This is a genomic window from Paenibacillus sp. S150 (assembly GCF_019352175.1).
Taxonomy (GTDB): domain Bacteria; phylum Bacillota; class Bacilli; order Paenibacillales; family Paenibacillaceae; genus Paenibacillus_AQ.
Map to the genome: position 1 here is coordinate 1 of NZ_JACBYI010000041.1, position 24,134 is coordinate 24,134.

Consider the following 24,134-nt stretch of genomic DNA (forward strand, 5'->3'; position numbering starts at 1 on the left):
CCATTCCTGCTCCGCTCGACTTGCATGTATTAGGCACGCCGCCAGCGTTCGTCCTGAGCCAGGATCAAACTCTCCAAATTGGTATTCAGAAAGAGCGATTGCTCATTTTGAAACATCTGACGAGAATTTGCATTCTCTTGATGAATTCCTCAAGCGTCCAAGACGCTATGAAACCCACCGGTTTTGGAATCACCGGAGTGAATTCCGATACTCACTCGTTGTTCAGTTTTCAAAGATCAAGCTCGTTGTCGGCGCCAATTATCTCGTCACCAGCAACTTTTATAATATATCACGTTTCCTGATCCAAAGCAACACTTTTCTTTTGCAGTGTGTTAAGCTTTTAATCAATCTCCATGATTCCAATCTTCAAACTTTCATAATCCCGTTTGCGACTGGAATTATAATATAACATGGATTACCCATCAAAAACAACCCCCAATGTTCACAAACTCCAAATCAGTTCTTAAGCTCCATTGCTTCAATATATATGACTTTTCACCTATAACGAATCACAGACAAAAAGCATGCAGCGCTGCACTAGATCATGCAGGACTGCATGCTTGAAGAAAACCATCTTAGCTTATAAGTAATTTATATAGATTGAACTTGTGATTGTTATAGTTTAGGTTCGGTCGTGACTCCAGAGAATGTTTGGATTTCCGGCCGCTGCCCGCCCTGCAGATTTCTTGATTCAATACCGCTGTCCGCGGTGGAAATCCGCAGACAAAGGCGGACGCTTCCGCTCCTGCAGTTCCAAACTTCCCTTCCGCCACTCTTCCTTTGTCGATGATGTTTTAAGTTCAATCTATTTAGTTCGAAATCCATGGATTTTTGCTTTTCTTCGCTGTACTTTTGCGGGCACTATGATTGGTCCGCTGCTTCGCGGATGATTTGCTGGTATTATTCGTATTTTGACCTGAAGTTTTGACTTTTGCCGCAGATGCTTTTGCCTTCCCGCCCTTGCTCTTCACCGCGGTCTCAGAACGGCCTGCTTCCACCGCCTGCGTTGGCTCCTGCTCAATAAATTCAGGCTCCTGAATTTCGGGTACCCGGTTATGCGCATGATTCTCTACCGCCGGATATATTGGATAGGCTGGAATATTAGAGGTTATAGGAGCTGCAAAAGTACTTGGTGATACTGCGTTAGCCTGGGAAGGCATATCCACTCCATACGGTGAGACCATCCCGGGCACCGGCTGCTGCATATAACCGGGATAATTATTGAACATGGGCTGCTCATAAGCATACGGTTGAACTGATTGTAACGGCACCCCCGCACCGCAACCGCATGATGGCCATGGCAAATTCATGGATTGCCCGCCATACTGGGGAGCATAAGATGAGTTTTCATTAACTGGGCTGACATTGGTATATTCAGGCGCTGCATTGGGATACCAAGCCCCAGGGTAATTTGCTGCCGGGTACACGCCGTACGGTGAAGCATACTCCGGTATATAGCTCGCTGGTTGAGCATAGCTCGGCGCCGAGTTCATCCCCATAACAGCCATAGGTTCATAGAGCGGATAAGCTGGCGGACAATCCATGAAATATGGATTGGTATTTAACCCCGGATAGCCGAATGTATTGTCGCATGACGCTGCCTTATTTTCATGCCAGGAAGTTGGCTGAACCTCTGAATTGGACTTTTCTTCAGGCGTCTCATAAGATATTGCTTCCTGGGCGGGAACTGAAATCTGCACAAATAAACTTTGTTTTTCATGAATCATTTCGTGAACAGGCGACACTTCTGGAGCTTTATTCACAGCAGGTGACACTTGAGGGGCCTTATTCACAGTAGGCGACACTTCTGGAGCCTTGTTAACAGCAGGCGACACTTGAGGGGCCTTGTTCACAGTAGGTGACACTTCTGGAGCCTTGTTTATTATTGGAGCTGCTTCAGGCTCTTTATTCGGTGCAGGTGTTGCAGCAGGCGGCTGCTCTTTCACTCCCGTGTAATCTTTTGCCCCCAGCTTTGTTTTGTCGACTATAGTAGCATTGCTGGAGGATTGGGGCTGAATAGCAGAGGGGGTCCCCTTCTTAGGAATATTGACAATTTCACCAACCAAAAGGGCATTGGGATTCTTGAGCTGCGGATTGGCATCAATCATATCCTTCAGAGTAATTCCCCAAGCTTTGGACAGCTTCCACAAGGTATCTCCTTGCTTGACGGTATGTTTGTAGTAGACCTCATTATTTTCCGGAACCGGGACAGCAGCCGAAGGTATTTTGACCTTATCACCAATGGCAAGCACATCCGGATTGGTGATTTGCGGATTGGCTTCAATGATTTTTTGCAGCGGCACTCCGTACTTTTGCGATAATGCATACAGCGTATCGCCTGATTTGACAATGTGTATTTTCACGCAGGAATAACCTCCTAAATTTTTTTTGAGCAGTACACCCACGAACCGCTTTGCTAATTGCTTCGAAGGCATATGCTTAAGTTTGGCGAGCCTATACTTCTGTGAACGACGTTGTACTAAAATAATAGCCCAGAAGCATACCCCTAATGTCCTGAAGCCATGCATTCTGCACAGCTATGCTGCAAACTCCGGTGCCGAAAGCCTTCCTCAGGCCACTCTGCTCTCCAGCATCTTTATATGCGGTACAGCCGCCTCCTTCGTTACTACATCTTATGCAGCCCATGGGCGATTGACATCCCTAATGCAAAAAAAATCCTTTCATGCATGGCATGAAAGGATTTGTCGTGTAAAGAGAGATTTGGATTGAACCAGGTTATTCCCAAACCTTATAGCCGTCTTTGTCCACAACATTGCGGAATTCCTCAAGCAGCTGCAGTGTAATTGGGCCTGCATGGCCTGGGCCGATAATGCGTCCGTCGATTTCCCGTGCTGCGATAACTTCAGCTGCTGTTCCGGTGAAGAATACTTCATCCGCAATATACACATCATGCATGGTGAACGGCTCTTCTTTCAGAGTCAGACCCAGCTTGGCGCATAGCTCAATGATTGCCAGACGGGTAATCCCCTCAAGCGCTCCCAGGTAGCAAGGAGGTGTGTAGACAATGCCTCTTTTAACGATAAAAATATTGTCGCCGGAGCCTTCGGTTACATAACCTTGAGCATTCATCATAATCGCCTCGTCGGCCTCCGCCAAGTTGGACTGGATCTTGACCAGGATGTTATTGAGGTAGTTCAGGGATTTGATCTTCGGATTCAGCGCATCCGGGATATTGCGGCGCTGCGAGACGGAAACCGCCCGAAGTCCGTTCAGGTAGGCCTGCTCCGGATAAATGGCCAGCTGTTCAACAATAATGATGACGCTGGCTGTGGGGCAGCGGCGGGGATCCAGACCCAAATTGCCGGGGCCGCGGGAAACGATCAGACGGATATATCCATTGCGCATTTCGTTGAGACGAATCGTTTCGGCCATGGCTTCCAGCATTTCATCATAGCTCAGTGGAATTTCCAGCATGATGGACTTCGCTGAATCATACAGTCTGTCCAGATGCTCCTTGCATTTGAAAATATTGCCGTTGTAGATACGGATCCCTTCAAATATGCCGTCTCCGTATAGAAATCCGTGATCGAACACGGATACCTTTGCATTTTCTTTTGTTACATGTTGTCCATCCAGATATATCCATTGCTCAGCCATGAACTTACTGCACCTCCGCTTTCTCTTCCTCATAGGTGTATGTGGGGTAGGAGCCCAGAATCCGCACCTGACAGCCCAAGGCTTTGATCTCTTCAATCGCCCCGGGCAGCAGGACCGATTCTATCGGTTCCAGCACATCAATATAAAAGTAATAAGTACCCAATTTCTTCTTCGTCGGCCGTGACTCTATACGAGATAAATTCAGCCGCCGCCAAGCAAATGCAGCCAGCACCTGATGCAGGGCTCCCGGAAAATCCTCCGGCAGGGTCACCAGGATACTGGTCTTGTCCCCGCTGCTCTTCCGGGGAAGCTCCAGCTTCTCATGGCCCACGAGCACAAAACGCGTGTAATTGTTATTATGGTCCGTAACCTGCCGCTCTACAACCTCAAGCCCATGCGTTGCCGCACCCAGAGCTGTACCGATCGCAGCCCAGCCTTTGCCGGGATTGCCGGAAACGATCTCCACAGCTTCGGAAGTGCTTCCGACAGACTCCAGCTCAGCCCAAGGTGCGTGATCACGGATAAATTGCAGACATTGCGCCATCGCGACGGGATGGGACAGGATCTTGACCACTTTGGTATAATCCTTCTGGCCTTCAGCATCCGTAAATTCCTGAGGATTACTGATCAGATTCTGTATGGAAGGAAAAATCCACTCCGCCTGCATCGGCAGGTTCACTTCATTAATGAGCCAATCAATATGCAGGCTTACCGAACCCTCGATTGTATTCTCAATGGGAATCACGCTGTAATCGGTCACCCCGTTGGCCGTAGCCAGAAAAACATCGGAGATCAGCTTATGATGCTCAATATTTACAGGCTCATCACCGAATAAATGCAGCAGCGCTTCGTGCGATACCGAGCCCTGCGGCAACACTGCTATTGATTTCATGACTGTTTTTCTCCTTTTATCATATCCAAAAATGATTCGTTTTGCATCTGCTTTGTTTCAACCAGCTCTGCGGCTACCCCCGAAGTACAAGGCGGCAGCCAGCAGGTACGTGCGGAAATATTATGCTCCTGCATCGTTTGCTTCAAAAAAAGCTCAAGCTCAAGCTTGCGGCTCTCCTGCCGTTCAACCATGCACAGCAGTGTGGGGCCAGCACCGCTCAGGGCAATGCCGAGCGCCCCATGCCGGGTCGCTTCGGCCAGCAGCTTCTCCATGCCGGGCACCAGCGGTGCGCGGTAGGGCTGATGCAGGCGGTCCTGCATGGCCCGGCCGATCAGATCCAGCCGGCCTGCAGCCAAGGCAGCCGTCAGCAGAGAGGTCCGGCTGATGTTATATACAGCATCACCCATAGAGATCTCAGACGGGAGAACACCGCGCGCCTTGGTCGTTGCCAGCTCAAATTCGGGAATGACCACAAGAACCTCAAGCTCCTGCGGCGGCTCAATCCGGATATAATCCGCGTGCTCGCCATCCCAGACAGCGGTGATAATGCCTCCGAAGAGTGAAGCGCCGACGTTGTCGGGATGCTTTTCCAAGGCAGCGGCCATATCGAACAGCTTGGCATTGTCCAAGGGGGAACCAATCATAGCGTTCGCTGCCGCCATCCCGCCGACAATCGCCGATGCACTGCTGCCGAGTCCGCGGGTGAGCGGAATATCGGAATACATGGAGATGGAGAGCTCAGGGACGTCTACACCCGCCTCTGCAAAAACCATTTGCGCTACCTGGTAGAGCAGATTGCTTTTGTCCCGGGCTATGCCTTCCATCTCATCCCCGTAAAGATGAAATACTGTTTCCTCAGCCTCCTCCATTTCAATCCAGGCATACAGTGAAAGCGCCATGCCCAGCGTATCAAAGCCCGGCCCCAAATTGGCGGTACTGGCGGGCACTTTAACTCTAGACCTTCCGTACATACTCATAGCTGGTAGATCTCCTTCATTATTTTTGCGTGGAGCTGGGGGCAGGGACTTAAGATTTATCCTTCTACCCGGTAGTGGCTCTTAATCCGGTGAATAACCTTGAGCTGCTCCAGATGCCGCATTACTTTATTCATACTCGCTTTACTGGCATTGTGCGTCACAATAATGATCTCCGCATCCGGATTAGTCGGATTGGCCTGCTGCACCACCGAATCGAGACTGACATCATACTCGGCAAAAACCTGGGTAATCCTGGCCAGCACGCCTGCCTTGTCATCCACATGCAGCAGAAGAAAATTTTTATAAAAGATATCCTCATCGCTTTTGAGCTTCTTCTGTTTGTACGGAACAATCTGCTTCAGGCCGTTAACACCCAGCTTCAGGTTCTTAATAACTGCGACGAGATCCGCCACAATTGAGGTAGCTGTAGGCATTGCACCTGCTCCGGCGCCATAAAACATGGTTTCTCCCACGGCTTGGCCATATACATATACCGCATTGTATACACCGTTCACGGAAGCTATGGGATGGCTGGCACGGATCATGGTTGGCTGCACGCTGATGCTGAATTCATCGTCCTTGCTTTCGGCAATGCCCAGCAGCTTCAGTTCATAGCCCAGTCTTTTGGCAAAAGCGATATCCTCCTTGCTCACCCCGGAGATTCCGCTGACGCTGACATCGCTCAGCTCAACATTGGTACGGAAGCCCAGAGTCCCAAGAATAGCCATTTTGCGGGCGGCATCCAGGCCTTCCACATCGGAGGTCGGGTCAGATTCGGCATACCCCAGCTCCTGTGCCTCCTTCAGCACATCATGATATGACGCGCCCTCCTGGCTCATTTTGCTCAGTATGTAATTGGTAGTCCCATTTACGATGCCCATAATCTTTACAATTTTATCCGAGGAAAAGCCTTCGATAAGCGTGCGGATAATCGGAATCCCTCCGGCCACACTTGCCTCATAAAACACGTCGCACTGCTTTTCCTGAGCCTTGGCCAGAATCTCCGAGCCATGCAGCGCCATCAAATCCTTGTTGGCGGTTACGATGTGCTTGCCGCGCTCCAGCGCCTCAAGAATATACTCCTTCGTTCCTGCAATTCCGCCCATCACTTCAACAATGACATCAATCTCCGGGTCACGGATAACCTCCCAGGGATCATCGGTGATTTTGGCGGCATCCACTTCAATATCCCGGGGCTTCTCGGTATTCTTAACGGCAATGCGCTCAATGAGAATCGGCGAGCCAACCTGGCTGCTCAGATCCTCCTGATTCCCTTCCACGATACGGACTACACCCGTACCTACTGTTCCCAGACCCAGCAACCCTACTTTGACCGGCTTCATTACAATCCTCCTAAAAGTTTTATGCAGCATTACCTTCTTGAATATTCTTCGCAATAAAACTGGCTGCGGAAGCATGCGCTTAGTTTTGTTAGCATCGCTTCCTGATTCAGCTTCGTACAAAACACGCTGCGAAAGCATACGCTGAAAGTTTGTAAGCGTTGCTTCCTGCACCCTCGTACGCACTCTACCCCTGCCCGATAATCAAGGCGCGCTTCACTCCGGGTATCGCCTTCAGACTATCGAGCATATTGCCCAATTCCTCGTTCAAATGCGATATTTCCACAGAGATGACCACATTGGCCCGCCCCTGCAGCGGAATGCTCTGATGAATTGTTAACACATTGGCTCCATGCACAGCCACAGATCCCAGCACCTTGGACAGCATCCCTGACTCATGCTCCAGATCAATGGAGATCGTCACAATACGTTCGCGTTCCAGCTGATGGATCAGATGAATGCCATCCTTATATTTATAAAATGCGCTGCGGCTAAGCCCAACCTGTTCTACACCCTCATGTACCGTCTTGGCGTCTCCCGCCTCCAGCAGCTGCTTGACCTGCATGGTCTTCAGCACGGCGTCAGGCAATATGTCCTCGCGGACCAAATAATAGCGTTCTTTCACGAACGTCCTCACCCCAAAGACTTTTGTGTTTACCTAGTGGACATTATACGGGATGGCCGCTACAGATTGCAACAACTTTTCATATAAAAGCAGGCTATGCCCGGTTGCAGCCAGGCAACATTGAGCTGAGTCCAAGCCCGGAGCTGCCGGACGGTACCGGCATAGATGCAGCAAAACCCCCGAATTGACCGGGGGAGGCCCTTTATGAACATCAGCATTTGAGTAACCAGCTATAGGCTAGAGTCGTTCCGCAGTAATCACAGTTCTTGGGCTGGCCGGGAGAAACGGTATTCTGCGCGCCGCAGCCCGGACAGCGGACAGACTTAGGCAACAGCGGCGGTGCCGCCGCTGCCGTCTGCGGGGCAGCCTGGGGCTGTCCTCCAAACGGGCCATGGAAAGATGAGAGCCGTTCCTGCACAGGATTCTGCGGCGCGGCTGCTGTACGGCCCTCGTTAATTACAAGCTCCGGCGCCAGAACTCCGTGACCCTGGAGATACAGAATATCCCTGCGCACATCGCTTTCACTTTGTCCGGTCAGTTCGGAAAGATTCCCGATGTAACGTATTCCTGAACCGTTAATCAGCTGCATGTAGTGCTTCACAAGCTGGGAGAATCTGAATCTGGCCTTGGCTGCACTTCTGGCAAAGGCTGAAGCCGGCAGCAGCAGAATCACCGTAAAAGAAACCAGCAGCGAGATGAAGGTTGCTGTATCTTCAGGAGCTTCGTTCAAGGTAAAGAGCACTGTTCCCGTCATCTGCACAAACCCGCCGACAAAAACATGGTAGAACAGGCTGATGTTTGCCGGTTTGCGGTAATTTTTGAAATGGCTGCCCATCATACGCAGCAAAGCAAGCACCACCCCCAGCGGCATGAAAAGATAACCTATCGCAAGAATAATGTAATCAAAGATTGTACGGTCATATTTAGGAAGGCGGACAGCGTTCTGGCCTTCCTGCTCATTCAGCATGATCATGCAGTGCAACTCCTCCTATTTAAGTGCCGCAAGCTCCCGGTTTCGCCGCTGGAGTGTGCAGGCTATGCGCTCGGTTAATGCCCTCGTCTCACTTTTCCAATCAGCCGGAGGTTCCCGCAGCGTGAGCAGCAGCGCCACATGATCATGAAGCAGGGAAATCTGCTGGCTGATGATATCCTCCGTCTCATACATTGCCGGGCTTGATATAGGATCGCTGTACTTGAACTGCTCCTCAAGCTCAATGAGCAGCTCCTTCAAGCCCTCTGCTCCCGGATTGTTCCAGCTGCGGGCGATGACCGCGATTTCCGACATCTCCATTTGGTGAAGGCGAAGACTGCGGGTGACATCAGCCGTCTTCTGCTCCTGGGCTGCGGCATTCCAGCCGTATACCCCGACAGCTCCCAGCGCAATAAGACTCAGAATCAGAACGCTTAGCTGCTCCGCGGCATACCAGTAAGGCTGCAGCGCCAGCATCCGGTCAAGTACAATCGTCGAAAAGAACACAACAGCCGTATATACGGCCAGAATTACAGCACCGCTTATCAGCACAGGCGGAGTCCGCTTTGCGGTTCCAACGGTTCGCAGCCAGCAGAGGCTGTAGGCATAAACCGCACTTTCCGCAGTCAGGAGTGCAAGCATGGACACCGCCGTACGGAGCGGAGAATCTGTTAAACCAAGCATTATCAATAACAGCAGGGTGAGAATTACAATTACGGCATAAATCAACGTAATGAAACCGGCATATTTTCTGTTTTTGTTCATGTTCGTCTCCCCTTAACCAGCCCTCGTTCCGCATTCCGCGCAAAATTTCTGTCCCGGCTGCAGCACATGCCCGCAACCCGTACAATTAACGACCAGGCCTGCTCCGCAATGCGGGCAAAACTTCGCACCGGACACAGCCTGCCCTCCACAGCTCCGGCACACATTGCCGTTCGCGGGTGCGCCTGCTGCCTGCGGCGGCAGAAAGCTGCGGCCGCAGCCGCTGCAGAAACGGGCAGCGGCTGAATTGCCAGTCCCGCAGCCTGAACATGCCTTAGCCTGGAAGTCTGCAGCGGAGCCTCCGCCATCCATATTGATGCCTCTGGCCATACGGTTCATCATCTCGGAAGCCGGTCCGGCAAATCCAAGACCCATTCCAAGACCCAGGCCTGTATTCATCATACCGGCACCGATATTCCCAGGATTCCCCGCAGCTTCCTCCATGGTGTCGAAGCTGCGCTCCTGCTGGTAGGTGAAGCCGATAATGTCCATCTCCGCTTTTTTGGCCAAGGCTTCCTTCAGCCTGATCGTTGCCGGATCATCATCAGGAATATTAATGGAATCAATATAAAAGTTATTCAGCTCAATGCCGCTTTCCAGAAAGGTTGCAGCCAGACGGCCTTGAATATGCTTGGAGATTTCCGCCACGTAGGCATTGACCTCCAGAATGCTGATTTTTTTGCGCACCAGGTAGGTGGAAATCAGCTCATTGATATTGGACATCAGCAGCCCGCGGAAATAGCTGAGAAGCGTATTCTGATCAAACTGCGGCAGCGTCCCTACCAGCTTCAGCAAAAATTTGCGCGGTTCGGCAATACGGACTCCAAATTGCCCAAAGGCGCGGACGGAGACCATAATTTTGTATTTTGGGTCCTGAAGCTGCAGCGGAGTGCTTGTCCCCCAATTCACACGTACCAGATTTCCGCCGTAAACGGCGATTTGCCGCCAAAAGGAAGGTTCACAATATTGGAGAGAATCGGAATGTTCGCTGTGCTGAGCGTATGTCTTCCCGCCGTAAATGAATCCAGCGCCTGACCGCCTTTGAACAAAATCGCCTCTTGGGATTCATTGACAATCAGCTGCGTCCACGTTCCCAGCTCCCGGTTCGGATGCTTCCAGGCAAATACGCCCGGAGGCCCGTCATATTTCACGACTTCAATGATTGCCATCTGCCTGTTCCTTCTTTCTTGATCATAGGTATGTAGTCTATATCGGTTTTTTTACCGGAAAATTTCCCTGCTATATTGTATACGCCCCCAAGCGGTTTTGGGTTCTTCCTGCAAGTGAAAACGGCTTCGCCGTCCTTATAAGGACGGTATCCGTTTCAGCGGGAAAGATAAGGCTAATGTATATCATGAAGCATATAAATTCTTATCTTTCAAAAAAAACACCGGCTGCGCCTCCCCCTTTTCCGGGAAAGCACAGTCGGTGTATGGCATGGAGCCTCAATCGGCCAGCAAACTTAATAATAGCTGCTGTTCTCTACAAACTCGAATTCGAAATCGGCGATACGGACAATGGTGCCTTCCACGGCACCGCGTTTGCGCAGTTCGGCATCCACACCCATATGGCGCAGCGTACGGGCCAGCTTCAGAATGGCATCATGTGTGCTGAGCTGCATCCGCTTCAGCATCCGTTCGATCCGCGGGCTGCTGACCACAAAGGCCTCGTTATCGCGCGTAATGGTGAAGGTATTGTCCTCTTCCGCTTCCAGCTTGTATACCTTGCGTTCTTTGGTCTCCGCTACTTCTTCCACAACCGGAGCTACCGGAATGCTGTCAAGAATATCAGTTGCCCGGTAGAGCAGCTCCTGCACCCCTAGGCGGGTAAGCGAGGAGATCGGCATGATCTCCAGATCCGGCCGGAGCTCCGCGACCTTCCCGCGGAAGGCAATCAGGTTGGCCTCTGATTCAGGCATATCCATCTTGTTGGCCGCCACAATCTGCGGACGGTCAATGAGACTGGCATTATATTGCTTCAGCTCATCGTTAATCTTCACCCAGTCCTCAAAGGGATCGCGTCCTTCAGAGCCGGACATATCCACTACATGGATGATAATACGGGTACGTTCAACATGACGCAGGAATTCATGCCCCAGGCCCACACCTTCGCTCGCACCCTCAATCAGTCCCGGCAGATCAGCCATAACAAAGCTGCGGCCATCCCCTACATCCACCACTCCCAGATTCGGAGTAATGGTTGTGAAGTGATATGCACCGATCTTCGGCTGTGCCGCCGAAACGACAGAGAGCAGGGTGGATTTACCCACACTGGGGAAGCCCACAAGCCCCACGTCCGCCATAACCTTGAGTTCCATTACAATATACCGCTCCTGGCCTTCTTCGCCATTCTCCGCCAGCTCAGGCGCCGTATTGGCAGCTGTGGCAAACCGGGTATTCCCGCGTCCGCCCCGTCCGCCGCGGGCAACCACCACCTGCTGCCCGTGACGGGTCATGTCGGCAATTACTTCCTGGGTGTCATCGTCGATCAGCACGGTTCCCGGAGGAATGCGTACGATCATATGCTCGGCGTTCGCCCCGTGCTGGCTTTTATTGCGCCCTTTTACCCCGCGCTCCGCTTTGAAATGGCGCTGATAGCGGAAATCCATCAGCGTGCGCAGCCCTTCATCGACACGGAAAATCACGTCCCCTCCGCGTCCGCCGTCACCGCCGGCAGGTCCGCCTTCCGGCACATATTTCTCCCGGCGAAAGGCCACAAGACCATCGCCGCCGTCACCGCCTTTTACATAAATCTTAGCTTTATCTACGAACATTCATGTTCACCTTCCCTACATCTCCAGCGGCAGCCGCAGCTCAACATACGCTTTGTCCTGCCCGGACTGGTCCGCTTTGATGATTTTGCCTTGTACTATATTATAAATTTGTCCCTGCAGCAGCTCGGGATTGCCTTGATTGCCCTCGCCTTCGAAAGAGATGAGAATGTCTCTTCCATCCTGTGCAAAACTAAGCCGGAGCTTCCGTGTGTCGCCTTGCGGGGCAAGTCCGCTGTACTGGTAAGCCCTAACTGTCTGCATGATCGCCTGTGTCAGTTCTTCCCCCATGGCCGGACTCAGCTTGTCTTCCAGCTGCAAACCCTCCTCTACCTGCACTTCCAGCTCCAGGCTGCTTCTGAAGGTGCGGAAGGACTGCAAATAGAACACGAGCGAAGGAATACCCAGCTTGGCGATCCGGCTGTCCAGCGCAATCCGTTCCTTTATTCTTCCCACACACTCCAAGGATTTATCAGGCTTGCCAAGCTGGATATATCCGTAAAGCACCTGCAGATCATTCATCCAGTCATGACGGTGATGATTCAGTGTCCGATTCGCCGCCAGCTGCAGAGTCTTCTCCTGGATACGCAGTTCCTCTTCATAATGACGCCGGTTGTAAATAAAGCTGAAAGCAAGCACTGCAGCTACCCATACGCCGAGCAGCAGGCAAGTGAAAAGGGAGGTATGCCAATACAAGAGACCCAAAGGAAGCGATACGGATAACATGACTGCCCAGACCAACCATTTCCAGGATTTCATTCTTTCTCCCCGTCCCTCAGTTCGCAAAATTCATGCCTATTTAACTGTTTCTCTTTGCTTGATATTTACCATTTTCCAGTATAACACAGGCTTTGGCTGCAATCACCAGCATTTAATCATCTTCTTATATTCTGAAAAAAAGCCCCCGGCACTCTGCCGGAGGCTTCTGCTTGCGATTTGATTCCGGAAACTTTACGCTTCCAGTGCCGCTGCTACCGGAGCGACATCAACCGGGTACACGCTCACTTTTTTACGGTCACGGCCCCAACGTTCGAACTTCACTACGCCATCAACCAAAGCGAACAACGTATCATCTTTACCGATGCCAACGTTAGTGCCCGGGTGAATTTTGGTTCCGCGTTGACGAACCAGGATGTTGCCGCCGGTAACCGCCTGACCGTCAGCACGCTTCACGCCAAGACGCTTGGAGTGGGAATCACGTCCGTTTTTTGTGGAGCCTACACCTTTTTTCGATGCGAAAAACTGAAGATCCAATTTCAACATGTTGGTCAACCTCCTTCTTCAAATAATGACTTGCTGTATCTTAATATACTTCCCGTATGAATCTGCGATATCGCTGAGCATAACGACCATGGATTCCAGCAGCAGCTGGATCTTGGCGGATACTTCCGGATCCTCTACCGGAACCAGCGTTCCGCTTAGAAATCCATCATTCATTGAAGTATCCAGAATAACGCCGGTCAGCTTCTCAATCGAATTCACCGTTCCAAATGTAACTGTGGAGACCCCGGCGCAGACGATATCCCAGCCTTTTCTTGCATATTCCGCATGCCCTTTTACGGCAAAACCGACAATCGCACCTTGAGCAGAAGCCCGTGTAATCCGCACGTTAATCATTAACGCACCTTCTTACGCTTGAATCTTCTCGATAGTTACTTTGGTGTACGGTTGACGATGGCCTTGTTTCTTGTGGTAGTTCTTCTTAGGTTTGTATTTGTAGATTACAACCTTCTTACCCTTACCATGCTTCTCGACTTTGGCTGTTACGGACGCGCCGCTTACCAGCGGAGTTCCTGCAGTCAGACCACCGTCGTTAGAAACAGCCAATACACGGTCAAACGTTACGCTTGCGCCGTCTTCAGCTACCAGCTTTTCAATGAACAACACGTCGCCCTCTTGGACTTTGTATTGCTTACCGCCAGTTTCGATAATTGCATACATTGTACTTGCACCTCCTCATGTCTCAGACTCGCCTAGTCAAGGTGGCAGATTCCCGCAGGAACCGCGCTTATGTACCCGATCGGAGCGGTTACAGCATGTGCAGGATTAGAACAACCAAACACATACCTGAAGATAGTATCACACTTATTGAACACAGTCAACGGCAGAGAAACGCAATATCGTGAGTTTCTGCAAAAAACTGCTATTCCAGCCACGCGCCAACCTTGCCGGTGCCGCCGCAGCATTGGCAAATTACCGGGGCAAAGCCCGCGGAATCATGTCTGGCCTTCTTGCGGGTCATCTCCAGCAGTCCCAGATGGGTCCAGCCAAGAATATGTGTCTGCGTGCGGTCGCGGCTGATGACTCCCTCAAGCCGTTCCGTAACCATCCTCCGGTGCTCATCGCGCTGCATATCAATAAAATCGATAATAATGATTCCCCCCGTATCCCGCAGGCGGATGAGCCGTCCGATCTCCTCCGCCGCCAGGAGATTTGTCCGCGTTACAGTCTCTTCCAGCGTAGAGCCGCCGGTGTATTGCGCGGTATTGACATCAATTACGGTCAGCGCCTCCGTCTCATCCCAGATCAGCGTCGCCCCGCCCTCGAGAGTGATTTTGCGCCCGAAGCTCCTGTGGAGCTGCTCCTGCACCCCAAACGCCGTAAAGATGGATTCCTGTCCATGATAGAGCTGTACGGGCTTGTACTTCCCGGGAGCCATATCGTTCAGAAAAGCCTCCGCTTCCCGGACCGCCTTGGCCGAATCAATCGTCAGCTCATCACGCTGCGGATTGAAGGCATCCCTGATGAATCGCTGGACAATGCTGAGATCAGAGTGGAGCAGGGCAGGTGCCACCGTCTCCTGCGCCCGCCGTACAATCATCTCCCACTGGGCCCGCAGGAAGGAAAGATCGCCTTCCACCGCCCCGGCCGGCTCATCCTCCGAGACGGTCCGCATGATAAGCCCCTCCTCCCGCCGCCGCAGCCGTTCGCCGATCCCCTTCAGCCGGGCACGTTCGGATTCACGGCTGATTTTTTTGGATACGCCGACATACTCTGCAAAGGGCATGTACACCATCCAGCGTCCCGGGAGCGTATAATGGGTGGTTACGCGCGCTCCTTTGCCGCCCCGCGGCTCTTTTCTCACCTGGACCACAATTTCCTGGCCGGGCTGCAGCAGCGTTTCAATGGAGGGCTTCACCTCAGGCTGCTTCTCAAGATGGGGGTGGAGCACATCATCTACATATAAAAAGGCATTCTTCTTCTGTCCGATATCAACAAAAGCGGCCTGCATGCCTGGCAGCACATTCATAACCCTTCCCTTGTAATAGCTGCCGACCAGTCCTTGCTGCTGATCGCGTTCAGCTGCATATTCCACCAGGCTCCCGTTATCCAGAAGAGCCATCCGTGTAATATGCTGCGTGCAGTGAACGATCATTTGTTTCATGGCTTCACCTCTGGTTTGAATCAATCTTTCGCGGCCACCCGTGGGCTGGATGGTCCATGTCCACATTTACATTCCAAAATAAGAAGAAATTAATTTCTGCTCCGGCACAACGGCCACTATGGTCTTGTCCTCATTCATTACATAGATAAAATGATAATGGTTACGTTTAAATAGACGCAATATATCATCCAAAGGTTTCGCGGAAAAGGCAACTATTGGGCGCGCAGCACTCCCCGACAGCCGGTAGCGTTCGTAAACGATCTCTCTGTTCATCAAAAAAGAAACAAAGCGGTACGGCAAATTGCGTTGATCCGTAAGGTTCGAATAGAGCAGAAAAGCGCCGATCATCAGCAGATTCAGCCGGATTCCACCGCCTGTGCCAAGCGGCTGCAGTGCATATATCAACACTGTTATACTTGCAGCAATGCTCACTCTGCCGCACCATAGCAACGTGGCGTAGTAAGGAAGCAGCAGACTAAGCGCCGCCTGAAATATTTTGCCGCCATCCAGAGGAAGAACCGGCATGAGGTTAAATAATGCGATAATGGCATTGGCCTGTATAAAATAAGCCAGAAACCCGCTGCTGCCATAGCCCGCCTGCTGAAGCCCATAGGCCAGGAATATCAGCAACAGATTCTGCAGCGGTCCGGCAATCGCGATGCCGATCTCCCGGGCGGCGGTAAGCCGTCCATGATCCTCCATGACCGCTACACCTCCGAAAGGAAGCAGCTGCACGGACTTCACGCTGATCCCGCAGAGCAGAGCAGCACAGACATGTCCCATTTCGTGGATGAATACAATCGTGAATAAAGTCAGCAGCTCCAGGAACCGGCCTGTGATCACGGAGAGCAGCATAATCAGAACGAACAGGGGGTGCAGCGACAGCTGGATGCCCCTGAGCCTAATCAAACGATACCACTTCGGCAGGATCAATATAAGTCTTGTCTTTCATAATTGCAAAAAAAAGCAGCGGCACCGAAGCACTCTCCGTTTCCTGCAGCCAGCCGACGGCATCCCCGCTCTGCACCCAATCATCCGCTGCCAGCTTCGTCCCGCTTAAATGTCCGTATTCAGCCGTCAGATCCCCGGTATGTCGTACCGTGATCCGGATTCCGCCCTGCGTCTCCCTGGAAACAGACAGCACCCTTCCTGTATCTACACTTTTCACCGTGAGCACGCCGCTTGAATCTTCTGCCGGCATAATCTCCACACCCTTCAATGTAGCGGCAAAGGGCCGCACAATGCTGCCCGCAACCGGAGCGTTCAGCTCATGTCCGGCGGATACCTTCTCTGACGGCTGGTCCTTGTCGCCAAAGATGGGAATAAAGGCCGGCGCTCCGCTGAAATGCTCCTCATACCAGACCTGGGCGGCGGCAAAATCCATATCTCTGCTGAGGGCATCGGCAATAAACGCCTGCGCCTTCAGCGCCCAGGGCTGCTGGACGGCGAAGATCCCCCACACGGCGCCAAACACAACGATGCTCGCGATGGTCCTCCGCATAAAGCCCGGAATAAACCGCGGCTTATCTCCTCCCCCTTCGTCCACCCAGCCGCCGCGCCGCTGCTTCCACATAGCCTCGGGGTCGGGTTCGGGAAGCGCGGAGTAATCCTGCCTCACGCCTTCTCCCCATTCCTTGAAGGTTGTTGTCTGGTCCGGCAAACCGAACAGCGGCGGAGCAGCCGTTGTCTGCGGAGCGTCGTCCAGCTCCAGCAGACTGCGGATGCGTTCCTTGCGGCGGCCTTTGATATCTGATTTCTGTTTCATATTGATCCCTCCGGCGGGCTTGTTTTACTTTTATTTTATGAAGGAAGCAAGCCGCTTTAGAACAAGCCCCGCGTGGGCGGGGAAACAGAAATGGCACACTTGTTTCCGGAGGATATCATATTGCTCTTTCAGGGCTGGCTATACATAATAAAGTAGAAAGGAGGGGCAACAATGAACAATTCCCGGTTTGGCTTGTGTGAACTGAGAACTTATACGTCAGCAGCCGAAACCCATATGCATGGATATGGCCACGGCCTGGTTCAAAAAAATAACCGGCGTCACCCCCTCCGCGTATATTCTTGAGCTGCGAATGAAGGCTGCGAAGCTGCTGCTGCGCGGTACCAGCCGTCCCATATCCTCCATCAGCGAGGAAGTCGGCTACGAATACGCGGCTTCCTTCAGCAGGCTTTTCACCCGTTATGAGGGGATGTCTCCACAAAGCTACCGTAAGCTCGCCCAGCGCTGATAAGCTTATATTTGAACAAGCAGCATCTTTATGTAGAACAATTGCCTGCCCGTTCTTCCCTGTATAATTGCACACAGGACGCAGACACTGCCTCCTGAAACCTGAAAATATGGAGTGGAGGTTCTATGCTGTGAAACGCAACTTGGCCATTCCCGCTGTTCTGCTGGCAGCACTGTTCTGGGGAACGACGGGAACCTCGCAATCCTTCGCCCCGGAGGGCGCATCGCCGCTGGCTTTCGGAGCTGTCCGTCTGGCCATTGGAGGATTATTCCTCTTAAGCTTCAGCGCAGCCACGGGCAGGCTTAAGCTTAAGGGCCTGCCGCTTCCCGCTTTACTGGTCTCTTCTGCTGGAATGGCTCTGTACCAGCCGCTGTTCTTCTCCGGAGTAACCCAAAGCGGAATTGCCGCCGGCACCGTGGCGGCACTCGGAAGCGCTCCGGTGATAGCCGGACTGCTGGAGTGGCTGCTCACTGCCCGCAAACCGGCGGTCAAATGGTGGATCGCTACGGCAGGGGCGGCCGGCGGCTGCCTGCTGTTGTTCGCGGACAAGCCTTCCCGGGGGTTTCAGCCGGCGGGGCTTCTGCTATCCGTGGGAGCTGGCGCCGCCTTTGCAGTATACGCGCTGTTCAGCAAGAAGCTGCTGGAGCGGCACTCACCGGAAACCGCCGCCGCTGCCGTCTTCTCGCTCAGCGCACTGTGGCTGTCTCCCCTGCTGCTGTTCACAGACCTCTCCTGGCTGATCACCGTCCGGGGAACTGCAGTCAGCCTGTACATCGGCATTGCCGCCACGGGCGTAGCCTATCTGCTCTTCAACTACGGGTTATCCAGACTGCAAGCCTCAACTACGGTAACCTTCTCACTGGCTGAGCCGCTGGCCGCCGCAGTCTTGGGCATTCTCGCCTTAGGTGAGCCTATCAGCGGATGGGGAATCGCCGGCCTCCTCCTGATGCTGGGAGCACTGCTTCTGCTCGCCGGCAAATGAAGAGCAAGCCGGTCGCTCCAACTTTATATATACTTATCTGCAGCAAAAGAAATCCATAAATTCCCAAACCATAAAAACCCCGCCGCAGATTAGTCTGCAGGCGGGGTTTTGCTGATTCTTGCTATGCATGCCGGTCGCTCAAGTCTGCTCAACCCATACCGAAGAACTTCTTCAATTTCTTGAAGGCACCCGGCTTCCGCTCAAGCTGCATCAGCGGCACGGCATCCCCCAGAATACGCCGGGCGATATTCCGGTAAGCGATAGCCGCTGCCGAATCGGGATTCATGACAGTCGGCTCTCCGCTGTTCGCTGCCTTGATGACCAGTTCGTCATCGGGAACAATTCCAATCAAATCAATATTGAGCACCTGCAGGATATCCTCAATATCGAGCATATCCCCTGATTTCACAAGCCCCGGCCGAATCCGGTTAACCACAAGCTTCGGCGACTCTACATGCGACTGCTCCAACAGGCCGATAATCCGGTCCGCATCCCGCACGGCCGCATGCTCCGGCGTCGTCACGACAATCGCCTTGTCTGCTCCGGCAATGGCATTGCGGAAGCCATGCTCAATTCCGGCCGGACAATCGATCAGGATGTATTCGTATTCCTTCTTCAGTTCAAGAATAATATCCTTCACCTGCTCCGGCGTAACAGATGTTTTGTCTTTGGTCTGGGCTGCGGGCAGCATATACAGCTCATCAAAGCGCTTGTCCTTGACCAGCGCCTGATTCAGGCGGCAGCGTCCTTCCGCCACATCAACCAGATCGTAAATAATGCGGTTCTCCAGCCCCATGACCACATCCAGATTCCGCAGTCCGATGTCGGTATCGACCAGACATACTTTTTTGCCCTGCAATGCAAGTGCGGTGCCAATATTGGCCGTTGTGGTTGTTTTGCCAACTCCGCCTTTGCCCGAGGTTACGACAATCGCTTCTCCCATGGAGGCTACACCCCTTTAAACACATTTAAACCCTGACGTAATTTGACTATATTATGAATTTTGTCGATCTGCATAGCGCCGCTCGATAAATAGGCAAATTCCATGCTGCTCTCCCGGGTTCCCCATTCATCCGGCGGACGGCTGATGACATCGGCGATCCGCAGCTGTGTGGGCGCCAGCAGGGACGCGGCGATAATTGCCTCCTGATTGCCGTCTACCCCGGCATGAGCCATTCCGCGGAGCGCCCCAAGAATATAGATATCACCCGTACAGGTAATTGACCCGCCGGGATTCACATCGCCCAAAAACAGCAGATTCCCCTCATGGTGCAGCACCTGGCCGGAACGGATCATGCCGCTGATCAGAAACAGAGCATCACTGTCCTTGTCCCCGGGTTCTTCCAGGGCTTCAACGGAACGGATCAGCAGATTGCCCTGGCTCTTCAGGATATCCAGCACAGCTTCCTTATCTTCCTCGGTCACGGGACGGTTGCCCAGCTTAATGTCCACATGCACAATCGGACCAGTCAAAATATTCTGATGGCTGTGCTCCAGCTTGTAGCGAAGCTCGCTTAAGAGATCTTCAAAGGGGCACTTGTCGTCTAGCAGGAATACCAGGCCATCCTTGATGCCCTTGATCCTTACATGCTTGGATTGTACTGTCATATGCCTAGTCCCCCCATTCTCATTCATTCGTGCCGGGCCGGGCAAATTCCTTCTTTACCATGTAAGAAAATGCGGTCCGGCTTCAGTCGGCTTCTTCCTTGCGTGTCTCTATCTTCAGCAATTCAAGCTGTTTCCGCAGAGGGATATAGAGAAGCAGAGCGATAGCAAAATGAAATAACATGGTCGGCAGCATATGATGCAGCAGTGCCCAATTATAAGGAACCTGGCTTAAATTAAATACACTGTAAATGGCAAAAAGCACACTGTCCTCAAGCAGGCTGCCCAGCAGCACTACCGTCATCATCAGCGGGAGCGGTGCACGCGGCAACTGGAACAGCAGGCCTATCAAATAAGCGGAGACCCCCATCGCGAAGGAATGGGCGCCGAGAATCCGTCCATAAAAAACCACATCATGCAGCATCCCGAAGGATAGGCCCAGTATAAGTGCCGTATGACGGTGATGGTAGACAGTCACAAATAAAATCACGACAAACACCAGATTGGGAATAATCCGCATTTGCCAGGCATCCGGAAGCAGCCACGGCATGACCGTTCCTTCCAGCAGAAACAAAAGTATTAACAATAAAATAAGGACGGATCTGCGCATCTTCACTATTCAGCACGCTCCTGCGTAAAGACAACGATAAGTTCCTTCCAATCCTGAAATTCTGCACTCGGCTTGACTGTGGCCGTTGAGGTCAATCCGTATTCCCCTACATCAACACTCTCAACCGTCCCAATTGTCATTCCCCGCGGGTATACCCCTCCAATGCCTGAGGATATAATGGTATCCCCTTCAGCTACCGGATTTCCTACCGGAATTTTGTTCATCTTCAGCATGCCGGTTTGCTGGTCGTAGGTTTCAACCATCCCAAAGGTCTCGCCTTCCTTGTTGAAGACAGTTGCTGCAATCGGCGGCTGGGAATTGGGATCATTGATATCCATCATCGTCATCAGCTTCACAGTGGAAGTGAAATTGCTAACCTCGCTGACAACCCCCACCAGGCCCTCAACGGAAATGACAGACATGTTCGGCTTCACTCCGTCTTTGGAGCCTAGATTAATGACAAGGGTGCTGTTGCTTGGTTCTGTGGACAGACTAAGCACCTGCGCAATATGATATTCATATTGATAAATCTGCTTCTGCGCCTCGGTGAAATCATTGAGCTTCTGCAGCCGCACGTTCTCGGCCTTGATGAAATTATACTGGGCCTTGTCGCGGGCATACTGGGCGGCCAGGATTTTGAGCCGCTGGTTCTCCTTGGCAAGATTATGCAAATTCCCGATATCTTCGAACAAGCCCGCTACATATCCAGCGGGCTTGTAGAACAGATTCTGCACGAAACCGGTCGTGTCTCTAAGGAAATTCTCCGGCCAGGACAAGGATTTCCTTGGCCCCAGACTGAAACCCATGACAACGATAAACATCACCAGTGCAATTAATAATATGAACAGACGTTTATTGTTAAACAGCTTAAACAGTTTCAACACCCTCTAACAAACGTATTTCTCCCACATCAGGGGTTGACGTTCACAAGCTAATCCGGTTCTAGCGCTTGGAGCGGAGGCCGGAGCCGCTGCGGCTCTTGAAGAGATGAATATTCTCCAGGGCTTTGCCTGTTCCAATGACTACACAATCCAGGGGATTCTCAGCGACAATGACCGGCATCCCGGTCTCACGGGCCAGCAGCTTATCGAGGTTGCGCAGAAGCGCACCGCCGCCGGTGAGAACAATTCCCCGGTCCATAATATCGGCGGCAAGCTCGGGAGGGCATTTCTCCAGCGTTACTTTTACCGCTTCCACAATGGCATTCACGGTATCCGACAACGCCTCGCATATCTCATCGGAGGTAATGGTCAGCGTCTTCGGAAGACCGGTCACGAGATCGCGTCCGCGGATTTCCATGGTTTCCGTCTGTTCCAGCGGCAGGGCAGAGCCCACATCCATCTTGAGCTGCTCCGAGGTGCGCTCCCCGATCATAAGATTGTACTGGCGCTTGATATATTGAATGATGGACTCATCCGCTTCATCTCCGGCAACCCGCACCGACCGGCTGGTTACGATCCCGCCAAGGGAAATGACAGCCACCTCGGTAGTGCCTCCGCCGATATCAACAACCATGCTGCCTGTCGGCTCCCATACCGGCAGGTCCGCACCGATGGCAGCAGCAAAAGGCTCCTCGATAATGTAAGCCTCGCGCGCGCCTGCCTGCTTGGTGGCGTCTTCAACGGCACGTTGCTCCACAGCGGTAATTCCGGACGGTACACACACCATTACATTCGGATGGCGCTGGAACACTGAGCGCTGCTTCTGCGCCTGGCGGATAAAATATTTAATCATGGTTGCCGTGGTATCGAAATCGGCAATGACTCCGTCCTTCATTGGACGAATGGCACGGATGTTCCCCGGCGTGCGGCCAATCATTTTTTTGGCGGATTCGCCTACGGCTTCGATTGTCTTGGTATCTGTATTAATAGCCACAACGGAGGGCTCTCTTACAACGATTCCCTTGCCCCGTACATAGACGAGCGTATTCGCTGTCCCCAGGTCAATTCCCAAATCTTTCGTAAAACCACCTAACATGCTTGTATTCTCCTTTTCCTTGTATATCTGGCCAATGATACTACATAAACCCTTTTTCTTTTAAACTCACAAAACCGCTGTCTCCAATGATCAGGTGATCCAGCACATCGATTCCGACAATCTCCCCGGCCTGAAGCAGTCTTGAGGTTAAGGAGATGTCTTCCGGACTGGGCGTAGGATCTCCGCTCGGATGATTATGTGCGCATATGATAGCTGCGCTGCTGCATTTCATAGCTGCCCTGAACACCTCGCGGGGATGCACGATGGAGGCGTTGAGGCTGCCCATGGATAATGTCTCCTGCGCAATAACATGATTCTTCGTATTCAGAAAGAGGCAGACAAAATGCTCCTTCTGCAAGTAACGCAGCTGCTCGGTCAATATTTCCGCCGCGTCCTGTGGAGAGCGGATGATGACCGGCTCGGTCAGCCGGGAATTCGCCATCCGTCTTCCCAGCTCTATGCCAGCTTTGAGTTGCACGGCCTTGGCAGGGCCGATGCCTTTGATATTCGTCAGTTCTTCAATGCTCAGGTCCGCCAGCCCGCGAAGACTGCCTGCCTGTCCCAGCATCCGCTGGGCAATATGAATAGCCGATTCCGCCCGCGTACCTGTACGCAGCAGAATGGCCAGCAGCTCCGCCTGGCTTAGTGACTCCGCCCCATAATGCATCATGCGCTCTCGTGGTCGTTCTTCATGGGGGAGGTCCCGCAGCATAAATGATTGCGACTCCATCCCTATCCCTCTTTCCTAGTGCGATCCGTGACGTCCCAGCACAGAGACGCCAAAATCCGACAGCATCTTCCCAAGCAGCGACAACGGCAATCCGACCACATTGAAATAACAGCCTTCAATCCGTTCCACCAAAGTCGCACCCAGCCCTTGAATCGCATAGGAGCCGGCCTTGTCGGCAGGCTCTCCGGTCGCTATGTAGGCGGAAATTTCGTCGCTGCCCATCGCTCTCAAGGCTACAGAGGTTACCCGGTGCTCTACCAGGGTCTTGCCTTCGGGCAACCCTATGCAAGCTACGCCGGTATATACCTGATGCGTCCGGCCTTGCAGCAATTGCAGCATAGCTCTGCTGTCATCCGGGTCTGCAGGCTTGCCGAGCACCTTGCCGTCCAGCACCACGATCGTGTCGCTGCCAACAATAACGGCGGCACGGCCTCCTGCGGCAGACAGCACGGCCTCCGCTTTGCGGAGCGCCAGGCTGCGCACAATATCGTCCGGCGCCAAGCCCGGCGGTGTGGTCTCGTCAGCATCGCTTGAGATAACCTCAAAGGGCAGGCCCAGCAGAGCCAGCAGCTCCCGGCGGCGCGGAGAACCCGAAGCAAGAATAATTAGTCGTGAGTTGTCATGCTCCACTGTACAAACGTCCCTTCTGAAGTGAGCAGC

Annotated in this window: 26 protein-coding genes, 1 rRNA gene, 1 pseudogene and 1 other annotated feature; of the genes and pseudogenes, 2 read left to right on the plus strand and 26 right to left on the minus strand. The window is 52.6% G+C overall.

Going from position 1 to position 24,134, the window contains the following annotated elements; genetic code table 11:
• From HYD27_RS25650 to HYD27_RS25735, 19 genes and pseudogenes are all read right to left on the minus strand, one after another.
• A 16S ribosomal RNA gene (locus HYD27_RS25650) occupies positions 1 to 80 on the minus strand; the annotation flags it as partial.
• Between the two features lie 729 nt (positions 81 to 809).
• On the minus strand, positions 810 to 2,363 hold the full coding sequence (locus HYD27_RS25655) for a LysM peptidoglycan-binding domain-containing protein (RefSeq protein ID WP_219219947.1): 1,554 nt from the start codon (positions 2,361 to 2,363) through the stop codon (positions 810 to 812).
• Positions 2,364 to 2,736: 373 nt separating this feature from the next.
• Positions 2,737 to 3,618 (minus strand): branched-chain-amino-acid transaminase, encoded by an 882-nt coding sequence (ilvE, locus tag HYD27_RS25660; protein WP_219219949.1) that lies wholly within the window; start codon positions 3,616 to 3,618, stop codon positions 2,737 to 2,739.
• A 4-nt stretch (positions 3,619 to 3,622) separates the two neighbouring features.
• Entirely contained in the window at positions 3,623 to 4,510 is an 888-nt protein-coding gene (gene pheA, locus HYD27_RS25665; protein ID WP_219219952.1) for a prephenate dehydratase, read from the minus strand.
• Positions 4,507 to 5,487 (minus strand): homoserine kinase, encoded by a 981-nt coding sequence (gene thrB, locus HYD27_RS25670; RefSeq protein ID WP_219219954.1) that lies wholly within the window; start codon positions 5,485 to 5,487, stop codon positions 4,507 to 4,509. The genes pheA and thrB overlap by 4 nt, the downstream gene beginning before the upstream one ends.
• A 56-nt stretch (positions 5,488 to 5,543) precedes the next feature.
• Positions 5,544 to 6,830, minus strand: a complete 1,287-nt coding sequence (locus HYD27_RS25675; protein WP_219219956.1) for a homoserine dehydrogenase — start codon at positions 6,828 to 6,830, stop codon at positions 5,544 to 5,546.
• Between the two features lie 184 nt (positions 6,831 to 7,014).
• Positions 7,015 to 7,452, minus strand: coding sequence for an ACT domain-containing protein (locus HYD27_RS25680; RefSeq protein ID WP_219219958.1), 438 nt, complete (start codon positions 7,450 to 7,452; stop codon positions 7,015 to 7,017).
• Between the two features lie 211 nt (positions 7,453 to 7,663).
• On the minus strand, positions 7,664 to 8,425 hold the full coding sequence (locus HYD27_RS25685; protein ID WP_219219960.1) for a hypothetical protein: 762 nt from the start codon (positions 8,423 to 8,425) through the stop codon (positions 7,664 to 7,666).
• A gap of 15 nt (positions 8,426 to 8,440) precedes the next feature.
• Positions 8,441 to 9,187, minus strand: a complete 747-nt coding sequence (locus HYD27_RS25690; RefSeq protein WP_219219962.1) for a hypothetical protein — start codon at positions 9,185 to 9,187, stop codon at positions 8,441 to 8,443.
• Between the two features lie 12 nt (positions 9,188 to 9,199).
• The gene (locus HYD27_RS32775; RefSeq protein WP_309242129.1) at positions 9,200 to 9,676 is read right to left on the minus strand and encodes a zinc ribbon domain-containing protein; all 477 of its coding nucleotides are present in this window, start codon (positions 9,674 to 9,676) and stop codon (positions 9,200 to 9,202) included.
• A 75-nt stretch (positions 9,677 to 9,751) separates the two neighbouring features.
• Positions 9,752 to 10,353: pseudogene (locus HYD27_RS32780) on the minus strand (SPFH domain-containing protein); the annotation flags it as partial.
• Positions 10,354 to 10,646: 293 nt separating this feature from the next.
• Positions 10,647 to 11,957, minus strand: a complete 1,311-nt coding sequence (gene obgE / locus HYD27_RS25700) for a GTPase ObgE (RefSeq protein ID WP_219219965.1) — start codon at positions 11,955 to 11,957, stop codon at positions 10,647 to 10,649.
• Between the two features lie 15 nt (positions 11,958 to 11,972).
• On the minus strand, positions 11,973 to 12,713 hold the full coding sequence (locus HYD27_RS32205; RefSeq protein WP_228745334.1) for a Spo0B domain-containing protein: 741 nt from the start codon (positions 12,711 to 12,713) through the stop codon (positions 11,973 to 11,975).
• 192 nt (positions 12,714 to 12,905) lie between these two features.
• Positions 12,906 to 13,217, minus strand: a complete 312-nt coding sequence (rpmA, locus tag HYD27_RS25710; RefSeq protein WP_019908993.1) for a 50S ribosomal protein L27 — start codon at positions 13,215 to 13,217, stop codon at positions 12,906 to 12,908.
• A gap of 18 nt (positions 13,218 to 13,235) precedes the next feature.
• A complete protein-coding gene (locus HYD27_RS25715; protein WP_219219967.1) occupies positions 13,236 to 13,571 on the minus strand; it encodes a ribosomal-processing cysteine protease Prp in 336 nt (111 codons plus the stop codon).
• 12 nt (positions 13,572 to 13,583) lie between these two features.
• On the minus strand, positions 13,584 to 13,895 hold the full coding sequence (gene rplU, locus HYD27_RS25720; RefSeq protein ID WP_219219969.1) for a 50S ribosomal protein L21: 312 nt from the start codon (positions 13,893 to 13,895) through the stop codon (positions 13,584 to 13,586).
• A gap of 14 nt (positions 13,896 to 13,909) precedes the next feature.
• Positions 13,910 to 13,995, minus strand: a sequence feature (ribosomal protein L21 leader region).
• A 102-nt stretch (positions 13,996 to 14,097) separates the two neighbouring features.
• On the minus strand, positions 14,098 to 15,339 hold the full coding sequence (locus tag HYD27_RS25725) for an Rne/Rng family ribonuclease (RefSeq protein ID WP_219220054.1): 1,242 nt from the start codon (positions 15,337 to 15,339) through the stop codon (positions 14,098 to 14,100).
• A 66-nt stretch (positions 15,340 to 15,405) separates the two neighbouring features.
• A complete protein-coding gene (locus tag HYD27_RS25730; RefSeq protein WP_219219971.1) occupies positions 15,406 to 16,248 on the minus strand; it encodes a M50 family metallopeptidase in 843 nt (280 codons plus the stop codon).
• On the minus strand, positions 16,241 to 17,104 hold the full coding sequence (locus HYD27_RS25735) for a M23 family metallopeptidase (protein ID WP_219219974.1): 864 nt from the start codon (positions 17,102 to 17,104) through the stop codon (positions 16,241 to 16,243). The genes HYD27_RS25730 and HYD27_RS25735 overlap by 8 nt, the downstream gene beginning before the upstream one ends.
• 238 nt (positions 17,105 to 17,342) lie before the next feature.
• On the opposite strand from HYD27_RS25735, the gene HYD27_RS25740 reads away from it, so the two are divergent.
• Entirely contained in the window at positions 17,343 to 17,570 is a 228-nt protein-coding gene (locus HYD27_RS25740; RefSeq protein WP_219219976.1) for a helix-turn-helix domain-containing protein, read from the plus strand.
• A 130-nt stretch (positions 17,571 to 17,700) separates the two neighbouring features.
• Positions 17,701 to 18,552, plus strand: coding sequence for an EamA family transporter (locus HYD27_RS25745; RefSeq protein WP_309242128.1), 852 nt, complete (start codon positions 17,701 to 17,703; stop codon positions 18,550 to 18,552).
• Between the two features lie 148 nt (positions 18,553 to 18,700).
• Here the strand turns inward: HYD27_RS25745 and minD are convergent, their stop codons facing one another.
• The 7 genes from minD to HYD27_RS25780 all read right to left on the minus strand — a co-directional run bounded on the left by minD (position 18,701) and on the right by HYD27_RS25780 (position 24,104).
• Positions 18,701 to 19,495: a septum site-determining protein MinD gene (gene minD / locus HYD27_RS25750; RefSeq protein ID WP_219219980.1), complete on the minus strand. Its 795-nt coding sequence runs from the start codon at positions 19,493 to 19,495 to the stop codon at positions 18,701 to 18,703.
• 5 nt (positions 19,496 to 19,500) lie between these two features.
• Entirely contained in the window at positions 19,501 to 20,160 is a 660-nt protein-coding gene (minC, locus tag HYD27_RS25755; RefSeq protein WP_219219981.1) for a septum site-determining protein MinC, read from the minus strand.
• Between the two features lie 82 nt (positions 20,161 to 20,242).
• Positions 20,243 to 20,773, minus strand: coding sequence for a rod shape-determining protein MreD (gene mreD / locus HYD27_RS25760; RefSeq protein ID WP_219219983.1), 531 nt, complete (start codon positions 20,771 to 20,773; stop codon positions 20,243 to 20,245).
• The gene (mreC, locus tag HYD27_RS25765) at positions 20,773 to 21,651 is read right to left on the minus strand and encodes a rod shape-determining protein MreC (protein ID WP_219219985.1); all 879 of its coding nucleotides are present in this window, start codon (positions 21,649 to 21,651) and stop codon (positions 20,773 to 20,775) included. The genes mreD and mreC overlap by 1 nt, the downstream gene beginning before the upstream one ends.
• A gap of 58 nt (positions 21,652 to 21,709) precedes the next feature.
• Positions 21,710 to 22,744, minus strand: coding sequence for a rod shape-determining protein (locus HYD27_RS25770; protein ID WP_219219987.1), 1,035 nt, complete (start codon positions 22,742 to 22,744; stop codon positions 21,710 to 21,712).
• Between the two features lie 40 nt (positions 22,745 to 22,784).
• Positions 22,785 to 23,474: a RadC family protein gene (radC, locus tag HYD27_RS25775; RefSeq protein ID WP_219219989.1), complete on the minus strand. Its 690-nt coding sequence runs from the start codon at positions 23,472 to 23,474 to the stop codon at positions 22,785 to 22,787.
• Positions 23,475 to 23,489: 15 nt separating this feature from the next.
• A complete protein-coding gene (locus HYD27_RS25780; RefSeq protein ID WP_219219992.1) occupies positions 23,490 to 24,104 on the minus strand; it encodes a Maf family protein in 615 nt (204 codons plus the stop codon).
• Positions 24,105 to 24,134 lie beyond the last annotated feature (30 nt).